Source organism: Shewanella sp. A32 (assembly GCF_029167175.1).
Classification (GTDB): Bacteria; Pseudomonadota; Gammaproteobacteria; order Enterobacterales; family Shewanellaceae; genus Shewanella; species Shewanella yunxiaonensis.
Genome location: NZ_JARFTS010000010.1, coordinates 47,384 through 66,424 on the forward strand (window position 1 = coordinate 47,384; position 19,041 = coordinate 66,424).

Genomic DNA, 19,041 nt, shown 5'->3' on the forward strand with positions numbered 1-19,041 from the left:
AGTGCTCTATGCGAATAAATAAACTTTTTGCCTCTATGTTACTGGTCGGCGCCGCTTTTTCAGGGAATAGTTGGGCCGAGACGTTCAAACCCTTCAAGGTTACTGACATTCAAGTCGAAGGTTTACAACGGGTAGCCCTCGGGGCCGCACTGTTAAATTTGCCGGTCAAAGTCGGGGATACCCTGGACGAACTGAAGCTGCAACAGGCGATTAAAAGCCTTTATGCTTCCGGCAACTTCGAAAATATTCAGGTTTCCCGCGACGGCGATGTGCTCGTCGTTCAGGTGCGTGAAAGACCAACCATCAGCTCTATCACTTTTGATGGTAACAAAGACATCAAAGAAGAGCAGCTAAAACAGAGTCTGAATGATAGCGGCGTAAAAGTCGGTGAGGCGCTGGACCGCACTATGCTGTCCGACATCGAAAAGGCGCTGCAAGATTTCTATTACGGTGTCGGTAAATACGGTGCCAAGGTTCACGCCCAGGTGATTAACCTGCCGCGTAACCGCGTCGAACTAAAGTTTAAATTCACTGAAGGATTAGCAGCAGAAATTCGTCAGATTAACTTTGTCGGCAATAAGCATTTTAGCGATGAAGAACTGGCAAATTTGCTGGAACTTAAAGATTTCGTCGCCTGGTGGAATCTGTTTGGCGAGCGCCGTTATCAGAAGCAGAAGCTTGAGGCAGACTTAGAGACGCTTAAGACGTTCTACCACAACCACGGTTATATCCGCTTTGAGGTCACCTCGACCCAAGTGTCAATGACCCCAGACCGTAAAGGGCTGTATATCACCATCAATGTCAATGAAGGTGAGCAGTATAAAGTGAAAGCGGTTAACTTGACCGGTGATCTGATGGGCCGTGAGGCGGTTCTGAAAACAATTCTGCCGTTGAAGGCTGGCGAACAGTACAACGGTGCTGACGTAACCTTTACCGAAGAGATGTATAGCAAGTTCCTTGGCCGTTTTGGTTATGCCTATCCCGAAGTGAAAACGGTACCGGAAATTGATGATGCAAATAAGGAAGTCACCCTTAACATCAACATCAATCCAGGTAAGCGTGTGTATGTGCGCTCGATTAACTTCACCGGTAATGCTGTTACCGCAGATGAAGTAATGCGCCGTGAATTACGTCAGATGGAAGGTGCTTGGCTTAACTCAGCCTTGGTAGAGCAGTCCAAAACCCGTCTGAACCGTTTGGGTTATTTTGAAACCGTTGACACCGAGACCGAAAAAGTTGCCGGTACTGATGACCTGGTTGACGTGCTGTTCAAAGTAAAAGAGCAGCCATCCGGTTCATTTAACGCCGGGGTGGGGTTTGGTACCTCCTCTGGTTTGAGTCTGCAATTTGGCGTGACTCAGTCAAACTTCCTGGGGTCTGGTAACCAAGCGGGGATTACCTTAAACACCAACAAATACTCTAAGAGTATTAACTTGTCTTATACCGATCCATATTTTACCAAAGATGGTATCAGTCTCGGTGGCAGCGTGTTCTGGAGTGCGTTCGACGCGAACTCCGCCTACCTTGAGCGCTATAAGAATAACTCTTATGGTGTCATGACCAGTTTAGGTTTCCCCATCAACGAAACCAACCGTATCAATGCGGGTATTGGTTATCGTCATAACTCTATTTCTGATGCTTCTGACTATGAACAGGCGTTGCGTTTTTACGATATCTATCGTAACTCCTATACCAATTCAGACCTGAGTTTTGACAACTTTGAGATCAGTTTGGGTTGGTCTCGTAGTACTTTGGACCGTGGTTCATTCCCAACGGATGGTTCTACTCAGCGATTGTCTGGCCGCATGACCGTGCCTGGTTCAGATCTGAAGTTCTTCAAGACTGATTTTGAAACCAGTTTCTATTTCCCACTGACTCGCTCGCATAACTTTGTATTCCTTACCCGAGCCCGTTTGGCTTATGGCAATGGCTACGGTAAGTACAATGGGAATGACCAGATCCTGCCATTCTGGGAAAACTATTACACTGGCGGCAGCACCTATCTGCGTGGTTTTAAATCTAACACCGTTGGTCCTCGTGCCTTCTACATGTATCGCGACAGTGCTAACTGCGCGCCTGATCCGACTGGGGACGGCTGTACGTTATCCGGTGACATCAACTCAGTTTACATTAGTAGTAGCCGCTCCGTCGGCGGTAACGCCTTGGCGACAGCCAGTATGGAGTTAATTGTTCCTACGCCGTTCCTGGATGAGGCTTACACCAACTCGGTACGTACCAGCTTCTTCGTGGATGCCGGTAACGTATGGGATACTGAGTTCAATTACGATTCTTACCGGGGACTGCCGGCTGATGAATTTGCTAAATTGGCCGATTATTCCGATCCGAACCGGATAAGGGCGTCTTGGGGGGTTAACTTGCAGTGGATTTCACCGATGGGCCCCATGGTATTTGCTCTTGCCTGGCCAATTAAGAAGTACGATGACGACGACACTGAGATATTCTCGTTCAATATTGGCAAAACATTCTAAAACACATAAACTCGGCAAGCATTGCTGAAACTACATAATCGGCAAGCATTGCTTAAACCACACAAGGAGTTGAATTTTGAAAAAGTTAATCAACGGCGCACTGGTGTCGCTAATGTTAGTAGGCGCACCAATGGCAGCTTATGCAGAGAAGTTGGCTGTCGTCGATATGGGTGCCGTGTTCGAGCAGATGCCACAGCGTGAGCAGGTGACCAAACAGCTGAAAAGTGAGTTTGGTGATCGTATGGCTGAAGTACAAAAGCTGCAGGATGAGCTGAAAGGTCTGCTGGAAAAACAACAGCGTGACGCACAACTGATGACCGATGCCCAGAAAACTGATCTGGTACGTAAAATGGAATCTTTAAAAGCGGATTACCAATTGAAAGGTAAGGCTTTAGATGAAGACTTGCGTCGTCGCCAGGGCGAAGAACAGAACAAACTGCTGGTTAAAGTGCAGAAAGTTATCAATGAGATCGCCAAGAAAGAAAATTATGACATGGTGTTACAGCGTGGCGCAGTTATCTATGTAAAACCTGAGCAGGATATCAGCAGCAAAGTTGTCGATGCGCTGAGCAAAGGCCAGTAATTGATGAATGGTGTGTCACTCAAGCAGCTTGCCGAGCATTTAGGTGCTGAACTTCGTGGAAACGCCGATGAGCTTGTGTCATCGGTGGCACCGCTCGACAAAGCTGTTCCAGGACAAGTGTCATTTCTGTCCAATTCAAAATTGCGCCATCAGCTGGATGAAACTCAAGCGACTGCAGTGATCCTGAGTCAGGATATGCAAGAGGGCTTTTCCGGCAATGCGTTAATTGTCAAAGATCCTTATGTCGGTTTTGCCCGAACAGCGCAGCTTCTGGATACCACGCCAAAGGCCGCTGAAGGCATTCACCCTTCTGCGCAGATAGACCCTTCTGCCAAGCTGGGGGCGGACGTTGCCATTGGGGCTAACGTTGTCATCGGTGCCAATGTTGTCATCGGTGAAAACGCTCAAATCGGTGCTGGTAGTGTTATCGGCCCGGATGTGGTTATCGGTTCAGGATGTCGTTTGTGGGCAAACGTGACTGTCTACCATAATGTGCACATGGGGATGAATTGTATTATTCATTCCGGTGCCGTGCTGGGGTCAGACGGTTTTGGCTATGCCAATGAACGTGGCAACTGGATTAAGATCCCCCAGACTGGTGGCGTACGCATTGGCGATAATGTCGAAATTGGTGCGGGCACAACGGTTGATCGTGGGGCGCTGGAACATACCGAAATTCACGATGGTGTGATCATCGATAATCAGGTACAGATTGCCCACAATGATATTATTGGTGCGCATACCGCGATTGCCGGGTGTACCGTACTTGCGGGCAGTGTAACTATCGGCAAATACTGTATTATTGGTGGTAGCTGTGCGATTTCTGGACATCTAAGCATTGTCGATGGTGTTCATCTCTCCGGTGGAACTAACATCACTAACGATGTTAAGGAACCTGGGTTATACTCTTCCGCCACTGTGGCCATGGATAACCGTCTATGGCGAAAAAATACAGTCCGTTTCCGGCAGTTGGATGAGCTGTTCCAACGTGTGCGAAAGCTGGAAAAACGGCTGGATACAGAAGAATAACCGCCGCTGTGCCGGCGCGAGGAAAAGAGCCCGTGTCTAATGAAATGAACACCATGGATATCCAGGAAATTATGGCGTTTCTGCCACATCGATATCCATTTTTATTGGTCGACAGAGTGCTGGACTTCACTCCTGGTGAAACTCTGACAGCCATTAAAAACGTCACTATCAACGAACCCTTTTTCCAGGGACATTTCCCAATTCAGCCGGTAATGCCGGGAGTGTTAATTCTGGAAGCTATGGCGCAGGCCACTGGTTTGCTGGCGTTCAAAACCATGAGCGAAAAGCCGTCTCCAAACGTGCTGTATTATTTTGCAGGGATTGATAACGCTCGCTTTAAGCGCGTGGTCGGCCCTGGTGATCAGATACGTTTTGATGTCAAAATGATCAAGGAACGCCGCGGGATTGGCGTATTTTACGGAGAAGCTACCGTGGATGGTGAATTGGCTTGCTCCGCTGATATCATGTGTGCCCGTAGAGAGATTCGTTCGTGATCGATAAATTAGCGTTTGTTCACCCAGAAGCCAAAATTGGTAACAATGTCACCATTGGTCCTTGGACCTATATTGGGCCCAATGTAGAAATCGGTGATGATTGCTGGATCAGTTCACATGTCGTGATCAAGGGCCCGAGCGTGATTGGCAAGGGTAACAAGATCTATCAATTTGCCTCGGTAGGTGAAGATTGCCAGGATAAGAAATATGCGGGTGAACCAACACGCTTGGAGATCGGTGACAATAACGTGATCCGTGAGTCCGTGACTATTCACCGTGGCACGATTCAGGATCAGGGCATTACCCGTATCGGTTCCAACAATCTGCTGATGGCATACGTGCATATTGCGCATGATTGCGTGCTCGGCGATAACATTATTATGGCTAATAATGCTTCGATTGCCGGTCATTGCCATGTTGATGATTGGGCGATATTGGGTGGTATGACTGGTGTGCACCAGTTTGTACATATAGGGGCGCATGCGTTTACTGCAGGTTATTCTCTGGTATTGCAGGATGTGCCGCCTTTTGTCATGGCCTCTGGCCAGGCAGCGATACCGCGTGGGTTAAATGCCGAGGGCTTAAAGCGCCGTGGTTTTACCAAAGATGAACAGCTGGCACTGCGCAGAGCCTATAAAACCCTTTATCGTAGCAGTATGACTATCGCTGAGGCAGTTGACGCGTTAGCAGAAGACGCTGCTGCTCAGCCAAAAGTAAAACAGTTCCTCGATTTTGTGACTGCTTCAGAGCGGGGCATTATCCGCTGAGACATTTGAGCCTATGACGCAACACTCGCAACGGATTTTTGCAATGGTCGCCGGAGAAGTCTCCGGCGATATTTTAGGTGCAGCTTTAGTCGCAGCACTTAAGCAGCGATACCCCGATGCCCGTTTTATTGGTATCGGTGGCCCTCGCATGGAGGCATTGGGGTTCGAATCCTTATTCGCTATGGAAGAGCTGGCGGTCATGGGGCTGGTCGAAGTGCTTGCCCATCTGCCGCGACTATTGAAATTGCGCAAAGCTTTAGTCCAGCAGCTATGCGCTCTCCAACCCGACTGTTTTATCGGCATTGACGCACCAGATTTTAACTTGGGCGTTGAACTACAGCTTAAACAACATGGGATAACAACTGTTCACTACGTCAGTCCATCAGTGTGGGCCTGGCGTCCTAAACGGATCTTCAAAATTGCCAAAGCGACCAATATGGTGCTGTCGTTATTGCCATTTGAAAAAGCGTTTTATGATCGCTATCAGGTGCCCTGTACCTTTGTCGGGCATACGCTGGCAGACACGATTCCGTTGCATAGTGACAAGCAACAGGCGCGCATTGAATTGGGTTTGGATGCGGAGGCTGAATATCTGGCGATCCTCCCCGGTTCTCGTGGTGGCGAGTTAAAGATGCTGGCGCAACCTTTTATTGAGGCTGCGATGCTGATCAAACAGCGGTTCCCTGATATTCGGTTTGTAACACCGTTAGTCAACGCCCATCGTCGCGAACAGTTTACCGCGGCGTTAAAGCAATATGCGCCAGATCTGGAGATTCATCTGGTTGATGGTCATTCCCGAGAGGTGATGGCGGCGGCGGATTGCATTTTGTTAGCTTCTGGTACTGCTACGTTGGAAGCTATGCTGGTAAAAAGGCCGATGGTCGTTGCATATCGGGTGAGTCCGGTTACTTATCAATTAGCCAAATGGTTGGTAAACATCCGCACCTTCTCATTGCCCAATTTGCTGGCGGGCAAAAATTTGGTTCCCGAACTGATCCAGCAAGACTGCACACCAGAAAAGATTGCCGATGCGATTGCGGTGCAGCTAAATCAGGATCCCCGACCGCTGATGGCAGCGTTTTCTCGCTTACATGAACAACTCCGGCAAAATGCTAGTGAGCGTGCGGCGGATGCCGTGGTGGCACTATTACCGGAGCATAACTGATGACCATCTACCGGAATTTATCTGACGCCGCAGCGATGGCATTAGGGCAGGGCTTAGTTGCGGGTGTTGATGAGGTGGGGCGTGGCCCGCTGATAGGTAATGTGGTAACTGCGGCCGTGATCCTGGATCCATCGCGCCCAATTACCGGCCTTAACGATTCCAAGAAACTCAGCGAAAAAAAACGTGATGCATTGTTTGATGTGATCATGGAAAACGCCCTCTGTGTCGCCTTGGGGGCCGCGACCCCGGTCGAGATCGATGAACTGAATATTCTACACGCTACCATGTTAGCCATGCAGCGTGCGGTGGCTGGTCTTCCTCTGCGGCCAGAAAGAGTGTTAGTAGACGGTAACCGTACGCCTGACTTTGGCATCCCTGCCGATGCGGTCATTAAAGGTGATGGCTTAATCGCGGCCATCAGCGCCGCCTCGATCATTGCCAAAGTGACTCGTGATCGCGAGATGGCACAATTGGACCAACGTTTTCCGCAATATGGTTTTGCCGCGCATAAAGGCTATCCGACAAAGGCGCATTTTGAGGCGATTGCCCGTTATGGTGTACTGCCCGAGCATCGTCGTAGTTTCCGGCCAGTGCGACAAGCGTTGGGTCTCGAATAAAACAAACTTGTTGTCCTTGTCGTGAGGTTTTAGCATAACGACAAGACCTTCATTCTTCACACGATTCTAAACAGATAACTGACTTATGGCCGACCCTCGTTTTGTACATCTGCGTGTTCATACCGATTTTTCCATGAGCGATGGCTTGGCTAAGGTCAAACCCATCGTTGCGAAAACGGTAAGTGAGAACATGGCCTCGGTTGCCATTACTGACCAAGGCAATATGTGTGGTTTGGTGAAGTTCTATAGCGCTGCCAACGACAATGGTATCAAGCCGATAATCGGCGCTGATGTGTGGATGTGTGTCCCGGGATTTGAGGGGGAGTTCTGCCACTTAACTATCCTGGCGATGAACAACGAAGGTTATCAGAACCTCACACAACTGCTGAGTAAATCCTATCTGCGCGGTTATATCCGCGATCGGCCCGCCATCGAACAAGACTGGTTACTGGAACATAACGCCGGTATTTTACTGATATCGGGGGCTCGCGAAGGGGATCTGGGTAAGGCACTGCTGAAAGGTAATCAGCAACAGATTGACGAGCTGACCCGGTTTTATCAGCAGCATTTTGCTGATCGTTACTATGTGGAACTCATCCGCACTGGTCGCACTGATGAAGAGCGTTATCTGCACTTAGCGGTTGCTCACGCGGCAGCCACCGGATTGCCGGTAGTGGCCACTAACCAAGTCGTGTTCATGAATAAGGCGGATTTTGAAGCCCATGAAATTCGCGTCGCTATCCACGATGGTTTTACTTTGGCCGATCCGCGCCGTCCTAAACAATACAGTGAACAGCAGTACTTCAAATCCGAAGATGAGATGTGCGAGCTGTTTGCTGATATTCCCGAGGCATTGATTAATACTGTCGAAATCGCCAAGCGCTGCAATGTAACCGTGCGCTTGCACGAGTATTTTCTGCCTAATTTCCCCACCGGTGATATGTCTACCGCTGACTTTTTGGTGCACAAAGCCAAAACGGGTCTGGAGGAAAGGTTAGCTTTTTTATATCCAGACGAACAGGTTCGCGCTGAAAAGCGTCCACCCTATGACCAACGTCTAGAATATGAACTCGGCATTATCAATCAGATGGGGTTTCCTGGTTACTTTCTTATCGTGATGGAATTTATCCAGTGGGCCAAAGATAACGGTATTCCCATCGGCCCAGGTCGAGGTTCTGGTGCTGGTTCTTTAGTGGCATATTCCATCAGAATTACCGACTTGGATCCGTTAGAGTTTGACCTGCTGTTCGAACGTTTCCTTAACCCGGAACGTGTGTCCATGCCTGATTTTGACGTCGATATTTGTATGGATCGTCGGGATGAAGTGATTGAGCACGTTGCGCAGATGTATGGTCGCGATGCGGTATCGCAGATCATTACCTTTGGGACCATGGCGGCCAAAGCAGTCATCCGCGATGTGGGCCGAGTGTTGGGGCATCCTTACGGTTTTGTCGACCGAATCTCGAAGATGGTGCCCGCAGAACCGGGCATGACGCTGGAGAAAGCCTTTGCTGCAGAACCGGCGTTGCAGGAAGCCTACGATAGTGATGAGGAAGTCAAAGAGCTTATCGACATGTGCCGAAAGCTTGAGGGGGTCACCCGCAACTCGGGTAAACATGCCGGTGGCGTCGTGATATCCCCAACCACCATTACCGATTTTTCGCCATTGCTGTGTGATGCCGAAGGGAAAAACCCGGTTACCCAGTTCGATAAGGGCGATGTGGAATACGCCGGACTGGTAAAATTTGACTTTCTGGGTTTGCGAACACTTACCATCATTCAGTGGGCGCTGGAGATGATCAACCCGCGCATGTTGCGTGAGGGTAAAGCACCGATCGATACTGCCAGCATTCCTCTGGACGACCCAGAATCTTTCCGGGTACTGAAGCGCTACGAAACTACCGCCGTTTTCCAGTTGGAATCCCGCGGTATGAAAGATCTGATCAAACGCCTGCAACCCGACAACATTGAAGACATGATCGCGTTAGTGGCGTTATTCCGCCCGGGGCCGTTGGAATCCGGCATGGTAGATGACTTTATCGCCCGTAAACATGGTCAGGCAAAACTGGCGTATCCACATCCAGACTTCGAACATGAATGTCTGAAGGAGATCCTTGAACCTACCTATGGCGTTATTGTTTACCAAGAACAGGTAATGCAGATTGCGCAGGCGCTGGCGGGCTATACTCTTGGTGGCGCCGACATGTTGCGTCGTGCCATGGGTAAGAAAAAGCCGGAAGAGATGGCCAAACAGCGCGATGTGTTCCGTAAAGGCGCTATTGGCCAGGGGGTTGACCCGGATCTGGCGATGAAGATCTTTGACCTGGTGGAGAAATTCGCCGGTTACGGTTTTAACAAATCCCACTCAGCCGCCTATGCAATTGTGTCGTATCACACGCTATGGCTGAAGGCGCATTTCCCGTCAGAATTTATGGCGGCGGTAATGTCCGCGGATATGGATAACACCGATAAGATTGTCACGCTGGTCGATGAGTGTGAGCGCATTGGCTGTAAGATCCTGCCGCCCGACGTCAATAAAGGTCTGTTTAAATTCACCGTTGATGAGCAGCAGAACATTGTTTACGGCATTGGCGCCATTAAAGGTGTGGGGGAAGGCCCCGTCGAGGCGATTATTGAGGCGCGAAAATCTGGCCCCTTTAAAGACTTATTCGATTTCTGTGCGCGCGTTGATCTGAAGAAGCTTAACCGTCGGGTGATGGAAAAACTCATTACCGCAGGAGCGCTGGACACGCTTGGGCCACATCGAGCCTCAATGATGGCAACCTTGCCTGAAGCCATGCTGGCTGCCGAGCAACATGCTAAAGACGCCGCAATTGGTCAGAACGACATGTTCGGCCTGCTGAATGACGATCCACAGGATTGCCGTCAGCAGTTTGTTGAATGTGCTCCGTGGCCCGATAAAATCTGGCTCGAAGGTGAGCGGGAAACCTTGGGCCTGTATCTCACTGGTCATCCGATCAATCAGTATCTGCCGGAGCTGAAACATTATACCTCCGGGCGGTTGAATGATATCCATCCCACGGAACGCGGCAAAACGGTCAAAGTTGCTGGTCTGGTTGTTGCCTGTCGGGTAATGACCACTAAACGTGGTTCCAAGATGGGGCTGGTGACGCTGGATGATAAAAGTGGTCGCCTTGAAGTGATGCTGTTTACTGAGGCATTTGACAAATACAACCATCTGCTGGAAAAAGACCGTATTCTTATCTGTGAAGGTGAAGTGAGCTTTGATGATTTTTCTGGCGGCAATCGTATGACCGCCCGGCAAATTATCGATATGGGGGAAGCCCGTAATCATTTCGCTTCCGCAATTGAGCTCTCACTGACACAAGAAATGTTGTCCGAAGAACGCCTAACGCAACTTTATGACACGGTATCGCCGTGGCGCAACGGTAGCGTGCCGTTAGTCATCAACTACACTATGAGTGATGCCAAAGGCCGATTGCGACTGGCAGATGACTGGCGGATTAATCCCACCGACGAATTGATGCTGGCATTGGAAACCATGTTTGGTACTGACAAGGTAAGGATCCTGTTTTAGATGAAACTCTCGGAGTCTGCGGTGATTGATGAACTGCAGCGTTTAATGGCAACGCTGCCACAATTGCCAAACGCTATTTGGTTGGGCTACAGCGGCGGCGCAGATTCCGAATATTTAGCGTATATCCTCGGGTTATTCGCGAAAAAATTTCCCGAATGGCGCTCTCGCATCCATCTGTTACACATTCACCATGGGTTAAGTCAGCATGCTGATAGCTGGGCGCAGCACTGCTGTCGCTCGGCGCAAGCTGCGGCTCTTCCTTGTCAGGTGTTACCGGTACAGCTACAGCTCGGCCCGCGTGTCAGTGTTGAAGCGGAAGCTCGCCGCGCGCGTTATCAGGTGATTGCTGAGCAGATGGCCCCGGGCGATGTGTTGTTAACTGCACATCATCAGGATGATCAACTGGAGACCGTGCTGTTGGCGCTGAAGCGTGGACAGGGACCTAAAGGGTTATCGGCTATGGGCAACTGTCAGCGTTTTATGGGCAACTGCTGGCAGTTAAGGCCGTTATTAAACTTCAGTCGGGCGCAGATTTTGGCGCGGGTAACGGCACTGTCATTGAATTATGTCCATGACGAAAGTAATGACAATATCCGTTATGACCGTAATTTTTTACGGCGAGATATTGTGCCGAAGTTAAAAATGCGCTGGCCAGAATTACCGGCCACCATTAGTCGCAGCGCTGCATTGTGTGCCGAACAGCAACAGTTGCTGGATGAGATCACGCAGGAAAAATTACAACCGCTGCTAGATTCTTGCCGCTTCACCGGAGCGCCGTTATTAGCATTAGCGGGTTTACGCCAGTTTCCTGACCGTTGGCAACGGCAATTGCTGCGAGCGTTTATTGAGCAGCAGTCATTACCCTTGCCGTCGATGGTGCAGTTGGATGAAGCACTGTTACAGCTATTACAAAGTGATGATGATGCCAAAGTGCATTTAAAATTTGGTGAGCTGGAGTTGCGTCGCGCCTATGGTCATATTTATGCGATGACGGCATTGCCCGCATTACCTGCATCACAGCCGCTCACCGCTTCTGAGCAACTGGCATTGCAGCAGGGGACTTTGCAACTGCCACTGTCTGCACCGCTGCGGCAGCTAAATTGCAGCCTCACCGATACCGGACCTAGACTGGCGCTTTACGCATTGGTATTACCCTTATCACTGAGTTATGCGCTGCCAGGCAGCCTGCGTTGTCATCCACATTACCGGGACAAAGCGCGGGAGCTGAAAAAAATATGGCAGGAAGCGCAGGTGCCATACTGGTTACGCCCACGGATCCCGGCGTTGACTTCCGCTGATGGCACCTTGCTGGCGATGGCCGGATTGTTCGTCGACAAACAGCTACTGGCAGCCGAGCAGCAGCCGGGCATCGCGCTTTCTCTCAGTTAGTCACGGCTCACTTCTGATGGCGTTATGGCATATCTGGTAACTGCGGGAATACCACTACGCATGCCAGTTGCTTTTGGCGGCCATAACGCATGACTTGTAACAGCTCACCGTCACTGATTGGCACATAAGTGGACCCGATGGCATCGCGAGCCTTCTCCACATTGGGGTCGTGGAAAAAGAAAAACTGGCTATTACAGCCACTGAGCACAATCCAATGCGGGCCTTTTTCACCACTGAAACGATAGCTGCTCACCATCAGTAGCACGGCTGCCCCCTGCGCTAAAAATTTGCGTAACTCAGCAGGTGAGGGCGCGCGCGCCTGCGCACTGACGCCTCGAGCTTGCAACTGTTGGCAGAAATCCTCATGGACCAGTTGGATCACCGCTTTTTTATTGCGATCTCTTACCCCATCGATGAACGGCACGGATTCTGAGCGACTGAAGAGTTTGACGCCAAAGCCACGCCGCAGGGCTGAGAGTGCCAAGCCATGCGCAGAACAGCCACCATGGCCACTGGTCATAAAGATCGTGGTGGCTTCACGCCACAGTCGCAGTTCTTCAATCCGGCTGGGGACTGCATCAGATTTTAATGCAGCCAAGGCCATTAGCAGACTGGCAGGTCCGCAGCTGAAAGCTGTGGTCTGAGCATATAATGGCATCGGTAATATTGTGCTGGGCCCTGGTGGATCTAGCCGTTTATGCATACGTACGCCATCGGCTAGGTCATCATAGTAATGTACCAGTGCTTTCAACACTTTATAGCCTAATTTTTCGTACAGTCGGCGCGCTCCGATATTGTCATTGCGCACCTCCAGGCGTAACGTAATATAGCCTCTGTGAATAGCTTCCTGTTCACACCGGGACATCAATTGTTTTGCGAGTCCCTGTCCACGCCACTTGGCGTCAATAGCTAGAGAATACAACCTTGCCAGGTTGGTTCCTCGGTGAAACAACAACAGGGCATAACCTGCGAGCTGTCCTTCGTCCATGGCTACAAATAGCCGGGCGTGGGTTGATTGAATAAAGCGTTTCATTTGGCGGTGACTAATGCGGTCACCGCTGAAGGCGGAGAGTTCCAGTTGATCGAGCGCTGAAAGTTCGGCCTGTGTAGCGGCACGTATTTCCATGATGTTCAGGTAGAAGACAAACTTCTGATATTTAATCCCCAACTAATTTGGGAGGCAACAATTATTTATGGCACAACTGCTTATCGTAACTGACGACGCCAGTGATTGGCGACCGTATCTGCCCAGTGACAGTATGGTGACAGTAAACGACTATCTTAATATGGGGGCGTTTACTGACAACAACAGTGTGCAGGTACTAAATTTGTGCCGCAGTTACGACTATCTCACTACTGGGTATTACTGTTCTCTGATGGCCGAAGCTCGAGGACATCGGGTGATCCCCTCTGTGATGACGATTAACGATCTGTCACAGGACCGATTTTTCAGTTTGCCTCAATCGGGACTGGACCGACTCTCGCCGGAACAGACTCGTCTGCGATTTAAACTGTATTTTGGACAGAGTGAGCGCGAGGAACTGGAACGGATTGGACACAAAATTTTTGAACGCTTTAACGTACCTGTGCTGGATGTCGAATTAGTTAAAGGGGGCGATAAATGGCAAGTCAGTCATATCGCCCCCTTTCCATTTCAACAACTAACCGATTCAGAACAGGATCTGTTTGCTAATTACCTGGAAGCTTTTTCCCGTAAAGTATGGCGTGCACCTAAACGCAAAAAATCTTATCGGTACGAGATGGCCATGTTGGTGGATGAAAATGAAAAGATGCCACCTTCCAACAACGGTGCCATTAAACGCTTTATCAAAGCGGCAAATCGTATCGGTATGGATATGCAGTTATTGGGACGCCGAGATATGAGTCGTTTGAGCGAGTTTGACGGCTTGTTTATTCGGGCGACCACTAACATCAGCAATTTCACCTACCGTTTTGCCAAAAATGCCGAGCAAATGGGACTGGTGGTCATGGATGACCCGGAATCCATCATGAAGTGTACCAACAAGGTATTTTTGACAGAACTGTTGCTGAACCACAAGATTTCAGTACCTAAGAGCTTGATCCTTAACGAATCGGATCCAAATTGGGAAGAAACTTTGTTGGAGGAGATAGGGTTGCCAGCGGTACTTAAGGTTCCGGATGGTGCATTTTCTCTGGGGGTGGTTAAGGTTAAGGATATTGATAGCTTACGCGCAGAAGCCAAGCGTATTTTTCAACACAGTACCTTGATCCTGGCGCAGGAATATTTGCCTACACCTTTCGACTGGCGTATCGGTATTCTCAATCGTCAGCCGATATATGCTTGCCGTTATTACATGAGTCGTGGCCACTGGCAGATTTACGAACACCACAAAAACGGTAAGTTCACCAGTGGTAGTTATGATGCGCAGGATCTTAAAACAGTGCCGTCACAGGTAGTGGATGCGGCACTGAAATCGGCGAATCTCATTGGCTCTGGGTTCTACGGCGTGGATTTGAAAGAAGTTGATGGTCAACCATATGTGATTGAAATAAATGACAATCCAAGTATTGATCATGGGATTGAAGATCTGTTCTATGGCGACCTGTTGTACGATCGCATCATGACTGAATTCTTACGACGAATACAGTTGCGAGGATTGTAACCTGCATAAAAAGGCGCCATTTGGCGCCTTTTTAGCGAAGACAGTTATCAATCTGCGATAGCGTAACCATTGCGGCCGGCACTCTTGGCCCGATAGAGCGCCGCGTCAGCTTTATTGAACAACTGGTCCTGATTCAATAACGGTTGCCAGTTGCCGATACCCATGCTGCAACCCACGTTATGTTGGTTGAAAATAGCCTCTGTTTGCATGTGTTGTAGTACTCGGCCGGCAATGCTGACGGCCGCAGAGGCGTCACCTTCTACCAGAACCGCAAATTCATCCCCGCCTAGGCGGAAGGGTTGATCACAGCGACGGATACAACGGTGCACAATTTCCCCAAAGCGCACCAGTGCCTGATCACCATAATGATGGCCTTTGTTATCATTGAGCTGTTTAAAGTTATCCAGATCCATTAACAGCAAGCTGACCTGATTATGATTACGCTGCGCACGTGCAAGCACTGTGCGAAATGCCTGACCAAAGAAATGGCGATTGCCGAGTCCGGTTAAGGCGTCGAACATCGCCTGTGATGCCATTTTCTGATACCGGGCGGCATTGAATAGCGGTTGGGGTAACAGCGCTTCGACTTGCTGAAGCAGCAGCGAATCTCCCAGGCTCAACGGCATGGGCAAGCAGTATTCAAGTTGAGCGATGTCATCACCTAACTGGATCTCATGGGTCAGTTTTATGCCTTTCATCCGGCCCCATCGCAGTTCGATATCACCACATTTGCAATAGATGCCATATAGCGGCAAGTCTCGTTGCAAATGTTTGCCGTAACAGGCAAACACTGTCCGTGGGTCAAGACTACTGTGAAGTTTCTGCAACAGTTGCAGTGGCTCAAATGGTTCAGAAACATGGCGAGAATCATCACGCCAATGTTCCGCAGAACCACTGAATCCGCTGAGTCCGCGGATATTACTGATATAGTCCAAATGGAATACTCCACTACTGCCGGTATCGTTATTCTGGCATTAGCAAAATATGTGCCTATTTTAAACGTCTTGTAACCATCGGATTTTAATAAAAGGGGCTTTTGGCAAGCTGTGCAATGTCGAAAATTTGACACTAAAACTGCAGCTGCCAATCGCGGCGTAAACGCGACTGACAGAAAAACATCATCTAGTGTTTCTCGAAACGAAACGGCAATTAGCGGGCAATATTGAAAAAGGCTTTGATCTCGTCCATCTGGGTCATGGCATCATTGAACCCCAGTTCAATCAGGGTTCCGGTATAGGCTTTTTCGAACAGCAAATATGACACGATACTGGACTCTGACTGACTGTTAATGCCGATAAGTCCCAGGAGTCGCCTGATGGCAAACGGTATCTCCATGTAAAAACGTTTGGCAATTTCACTCAGGTCTTCACTGGGCTTAATGACTAATGTATCAATGTTTCTCAGACTCAGCAGTTCACGACTGGTGGGTGGGATCAATGATAGCGTACCGTTAACGCGGGTCAGACGTTCCAGATCGCTATTTAACGTATCAGAAAATATGGTATCCAGCAGATGACCTGCAACCGTAGCGGTTTTTGGATGATATTCCAGATCTTTCGGTTGTTGTTTATGCGGGCTTTCCAGGTTAATTACCATAATCCGACTGGCCCCCAGGTGAATGGGGCAGGAAAGCGGTGCCAACTGATGCACAGAACCATCGCCGTAGTACCATTTTCCTAAACGAATAGAGGGAAATACTAACGGTATTGCGGAACTGGCCATCAGATGTTCAGTGTTAAGCCTTGTGCGTACGCCGCTTCGGCGAGCTCTGCGCCAATCATCTAATTCGCTCTTGGCCTGAAAAAAACTGACGGATTGGGAGTTGTTGTAACACGAGGTGTCAATGCTGATAGCCGTTAAATGACCATTTTCAATATTACGGTCTATCCGCTCAAAATTAATCAGCTCGTTCAGTAAATCTCGTAATGGGGCATTATCCAACAGACTGCCGGCATCGGTGTTGGCCAGATCTGTTTGCATTCCCTTTAAGAACATCGCGCTGAGATGTTGCAACACGCCGGGAATGGAGGATTTATAAATCCGACTGGTATCCAGATGGCGCCAGATCCATTCGAGTTTTTTTACTCCCAGGTGGAAACAAGAGGCATGGGTTGCCATCGCGGTACCATTGATGGCACCGGCGGAGGTGCCACAAATGACATCAAAAGGGATACCGTGATTACGTGGATACAGTTGTGCCAGCGCTTTAAGCACGCCAACTTGATAGGCGGCTCTGGCACCGCCACCCCCTAACATCAATGCACAGCTTTCCTTGACTGCCATTCCCCTTCACCTAAATGACTGCAACGCGTTTTTAAGAGTTATCAGTGTAACTATAGCGCGGAAGCTTTTGAAGATGTGGACGGATCACATAAAAAAGCCAACCTTTTTAGTTGGTTGGCCTTATGTTTTAGGCATTTAATTGCTTCAAAAATGCCGTTATCTGGGCTCGTATCCCGGGAGCGTCCAATTGCAGTTCTTCAACGATCTCCTGCGGACTGCCATGTTTGATAAATTCATCAGGCAAGCCCAACTGTAACACCGGTTTACGCAGCTGCTTTTTCGCGAGGAATTCCAGCACACCGCTACCGGCACCACCGATAATGGCATTTTCTTCGAGAGTAACCAGCACTTCGTGAGTTTCAGCCAACTGTGTAAGCAAGGCTTCATCTAACGGTTTCACGAAGCGCATATCCGCAACCGTAGCATCCATTTCTTCTGCCACTTCCAGCGCAGCAGCCAACGGTGTCCCAAAGCTAATAATAGCTAGCTGCTGCCCCTGACGCTTAAGCACGCCTTTACCAATGGGCAGCGCTGTCATCTGTTCTTCCTGATGGGCACCGGTGGCACTGCCACGAGGATATCGCACCGCTGCCGGTCCATCTTGATAACAGTATCCGGTATACAGCATTTGCCGGCATTCGTTTTCATCGGAAGGTGCCATGATCACCATATTGGGAACACAACGCAGGAAGCTCATGTCAAAAGCACCCTGATGGGTTGGACCATCTGCACCGACAATGCCACCGCGATCAATAGCGAACAACACCGGCAGTTTCTGCAGGGCCACATCGTGAATAACCTGATCGTAGGCGCGCTGTAGGAAAGTGGAGTAAATTGCAACAACAGGTTTGTAGCCTTCAGCGGCAAATCCGGCACCTAAGGTTACGGCATGTTGTTCGGCAATCGCCGCATCAAAATACTGTTCCGGGAATTTCTGAGAAAACTCCACCATCCCAGAACCTTCACGCATGGCTGGAGTAATGCCAACCACTTTGTCGTCTTTTGCGGCAATATCACACAGCCATTTGCCGAACACTTCAGAGAAGGTGGGTAAGCCAGGTTTGGTGGCTGGTTTGCGGAATTGGCTCGGATCGAACTTAGGCACGGCATGCCAGCCAATAGGATCTTTTTCCGCTGGCTCATAGCCTTTGCCTTTTTTGGTCATAATGTGCAGCAGTTGCGGCCCGCCCAGATTGCGCATGTTACGCAGGGTTTCCACTAGTGCATTCACATCGTGACCATCAATAGGGCCGATATAATTAAAACCGAGCTCTTCAAACAAGGTGCCCGGAACCATCATACCCTTAAGATGTTCCTCCGTCCGGCGAGCCATCTCCTTGATAACCGGCATTCCCTGCAGCACTTTTTTACTGCCTTCACGAATACTGGAATAGAAGCGGCCTGACATCAGTTGGGCAAAGTGTTTATTCAGTGCACCTACGTTTTCGGAGATAGACATCTCGTTATCGTTAAGTACCACTAACATATCTTTGTGCAGATCGCCGGCGTGATTCATGGCTTCAAACACCATCCCACCAGTCATGGCTCCGTCACCGATAACCGCGACAACGCGGCGGCCTGCCTGTTCTTTATCTGCAGCAATTGCCATTGCCAGCGCCGCCGAGATTGAGGTACTGGAGTGACCGACACTGAAGGTGTCATAGTCACTTTCGCCGCGCCATGGGAATGGATGCAGTCCACCTTTTTGGCGAATGGTGTGCATCTGATCGCGACGTCCAGTGAGGATTTTATGCGGATATGCCTGATGGCCGACGTCCCACACCAATCGGTCAAACGGCGTGTTATACACATAATGAAGTGCTACGGTAAGTTCCACTGTGCCTAATCCAGAAGCAAAATGGCCGCTGGATTGCCCTACGGATTGCAGCAAAAAAGCCCTGAGTTCGTCGGCAAGTTGCGGCAATAATGCCTGTGGCAACTGGCGCAACTCTTCGGGTGTATTGGCTTGGGCCAATACCGGAAATTGAGTGATATCCAGACTCATAAGGAGCTACTTTTGT

General features: G+C 49.6%; 14 protein-coding genes. 10 read left to right on the forward strand and 4 right to left on the reverse strand.

Translation table 11 applies throughout. From position 1 onward, the window contains the following. The first annotated feature begins 8 nt into the window (after window positions 1-8). The 9 genes from bamA to tilS all read left to right on the forward strand — a co-directional run bounded on the left by bamA (window position 9) and on the right by tilS (window position 12,092). Complete coding sequence (gene bamA / locus PY479_RS09460; RefSeq protein ID WP_212593928.1) at window positions 9-2,489, forward strand: outer membrane protein assembly factor BamA; 2,481 nt, start codon at window positions 9-11, stop codon at window positions 2,487-2,489. Between the two features lie 76 nt (window positions 2,490-2,565). Next, window positions 2,566-3,072 carry an OmpH family outer membrane protein gene (locus tag PY479_RS09465; protein WP_228730325.1) on the forward strand — a complete coding sequence of 169 codons (507 nt, stop codon included), beginning with the start codon at window positions 2,566-2,568 and terminating at the stop codon, window positions 3,070-3,072. A gap of 3 nt (window positions 3,073-3,075) precedes the next feature. Then, a complete protein-coding gene (gene lpxD, locus PY479_RS09470) occupies window positions 3,076-4,101 on the forward strand; it encodes a UDP-3-O-(3-hydroxymyristoyl)glucosamine N-acyltransferase (protein WP_212593927.1) in 1,026 nt (341 codons plus the stop codon). A gap of 32 nt (window positions 4,102-4,133) precedes the next feature. After that, a complete protein-coding gene (gene fabZ, locus PY479_RS09475; RefSeq protein WP_212593926.1) occupies window positions 4,134-4,595 on the forward strand; it encodes a 3-hydroxyacyl-ACP dehydratase FabZ in 462 nt (153 codons plus the stop codon). Beyond that, a complete protein-coding gene (gene lpxA, locus PY479_RS09480) occupies window positions 4,592-5,362 on the forward strand; it encodes an acyl-ACP--UDP-N-acetylglucosamine O-acyltransferase (protein WP_212593925.1) in 771 nt (256 codons plus the stop codon). Before fabZ ends, lpxA begins: the two co-directional genes overlap by 4 nt. 13 nt (window positions 5,363-5,375) lie before the next feature. Further along, window positions 5,376-6,527 (forward strand): lipid-A-disaccharide synthase, encoded by a 1,152-nt coding sequence (lpxB, locus tag PY479_RS09485; protein ID WP_212593924.1) that lies wholly within the window; start codon window positions 5,376-5,378, stop codon window positions 6,525-6,527. Then, window positions 6,527-7,144: a ribonuclease HII gene (gene rnhB / locus PY479_RS09490; RefSeq protein ID WP_212593923.1), complete on the forward strand. Its 618-nt coding sequence runs from the start codon at window positions 6,527-6,529 to the stop codon at window positions 7,142-7,144. Before lpxB ends, rnhB begins: the two co-directional genes overlap by 1 nt. An 85-nt stretch (window positions 7,145-7,229) precedes the next feature. After that, window positions 7,230-10,703: a DNA polymerase III subunit alpha gene (dnaE, locus tag PY479_RS09495; RefSeq protein ID WP_275483603.1), complete on the forward strand. Its 3,474-nt coding sequence runs from the start codon at window positions 7,230-7,232 to the stop codon at window positions 10,701-10,703. Next, complete coding sequence (gene tilS / locus PY479_RS09500; RefSeq protein ID WP_275483604.1) at window positions 10,704-12,092, forward strand: tRNA lysidine(34) synthetase TilS; 1,389 nt, start codon at window positions 10,704-10,706, stop codon at window positions 12,090-12,092. Window positions 12,093-12,114: 22 nt separating this feature from the next. On the opposite strand, the gene PY479_RS09505 is transcribed toward tilS, so the two are convergent. Continuing rightward, complete coding sequence (locus PY479_RS09505; RefSeq protein ID WP_275483605.1) at window positions 12,115-13,218, reverse strand: GNAT family N-acetyltransferase/peptidase C39 family protein; 1,104 nt, start codon at window positions 13,216-13,218, stop codon at window positions 12,115-12,117. A gap of 67 nt (window positions 13,219-13,285) precedes the next feature. Here PY479_RS09505 and PY479_RS09510 point away from each other — a divergent pair, with 67 nt between their 5' ends. After that, on the forward strand, window positions 13,286-14,737 hold the full coding sequence (locus tag PY479_RS09510; protein ID WP_275483606.1) for a RimK family protein: 1,452 nt from the start codon (window positions 13,286-13,288) through the stop codon (window positions 14,735-14,737). 47 nt (window positions 14,738-14,784) lie between these two features. On the opposite strand, the gene PY479_RS09515 is transcribed toward PY479_RS09510, so the two are convergent. The 3 genes from PY479_RS09515 to dxs form a co-directional block, all read right to left on the reverse strand. After that, the gene (locus PY479_RS09515; RefSeq protein WP_275483607.1) at window positions 14,785-15,672 is read right to left on the reverse strand and encodes a GGDEF domain-containing protein; all 888 of its coding nucleotides are present in this window, start codon (window positions 15,670-15,672) and stop codon (window positions 14,785-14,787) included. A gap of 214 nt (window positions 15,673-15,886) precedes the next feature. After that, the gene (locus PY479_RS09520) at window positions 15,887-17,020 is read right to left on the reverse strand and encodes a patatin-like phospholipase family protein (protein ID WP_212593917.1); all 1,134 of its coding nucleotides are present in this window, start codon (window positions 17,018-17,020) and stop codon (window positions 15,887-15,889) included. 127 nt (window positions 17,021-17,147) lie between these two features. After that, a complete protein-coding gene (dxs, locus tag PY479_RS09525; protein ID WP_212593916.1) occupies window positions 17,148-19,025 on the reverse strand; it encodes a 1-deoxy-D-xylulose-5-phosphate synthase in 1,878 nt (625 codons plus the stop codon). Between the last annotated feature and the right edge of the window lie 16 nt (window positions 19,026-19,041).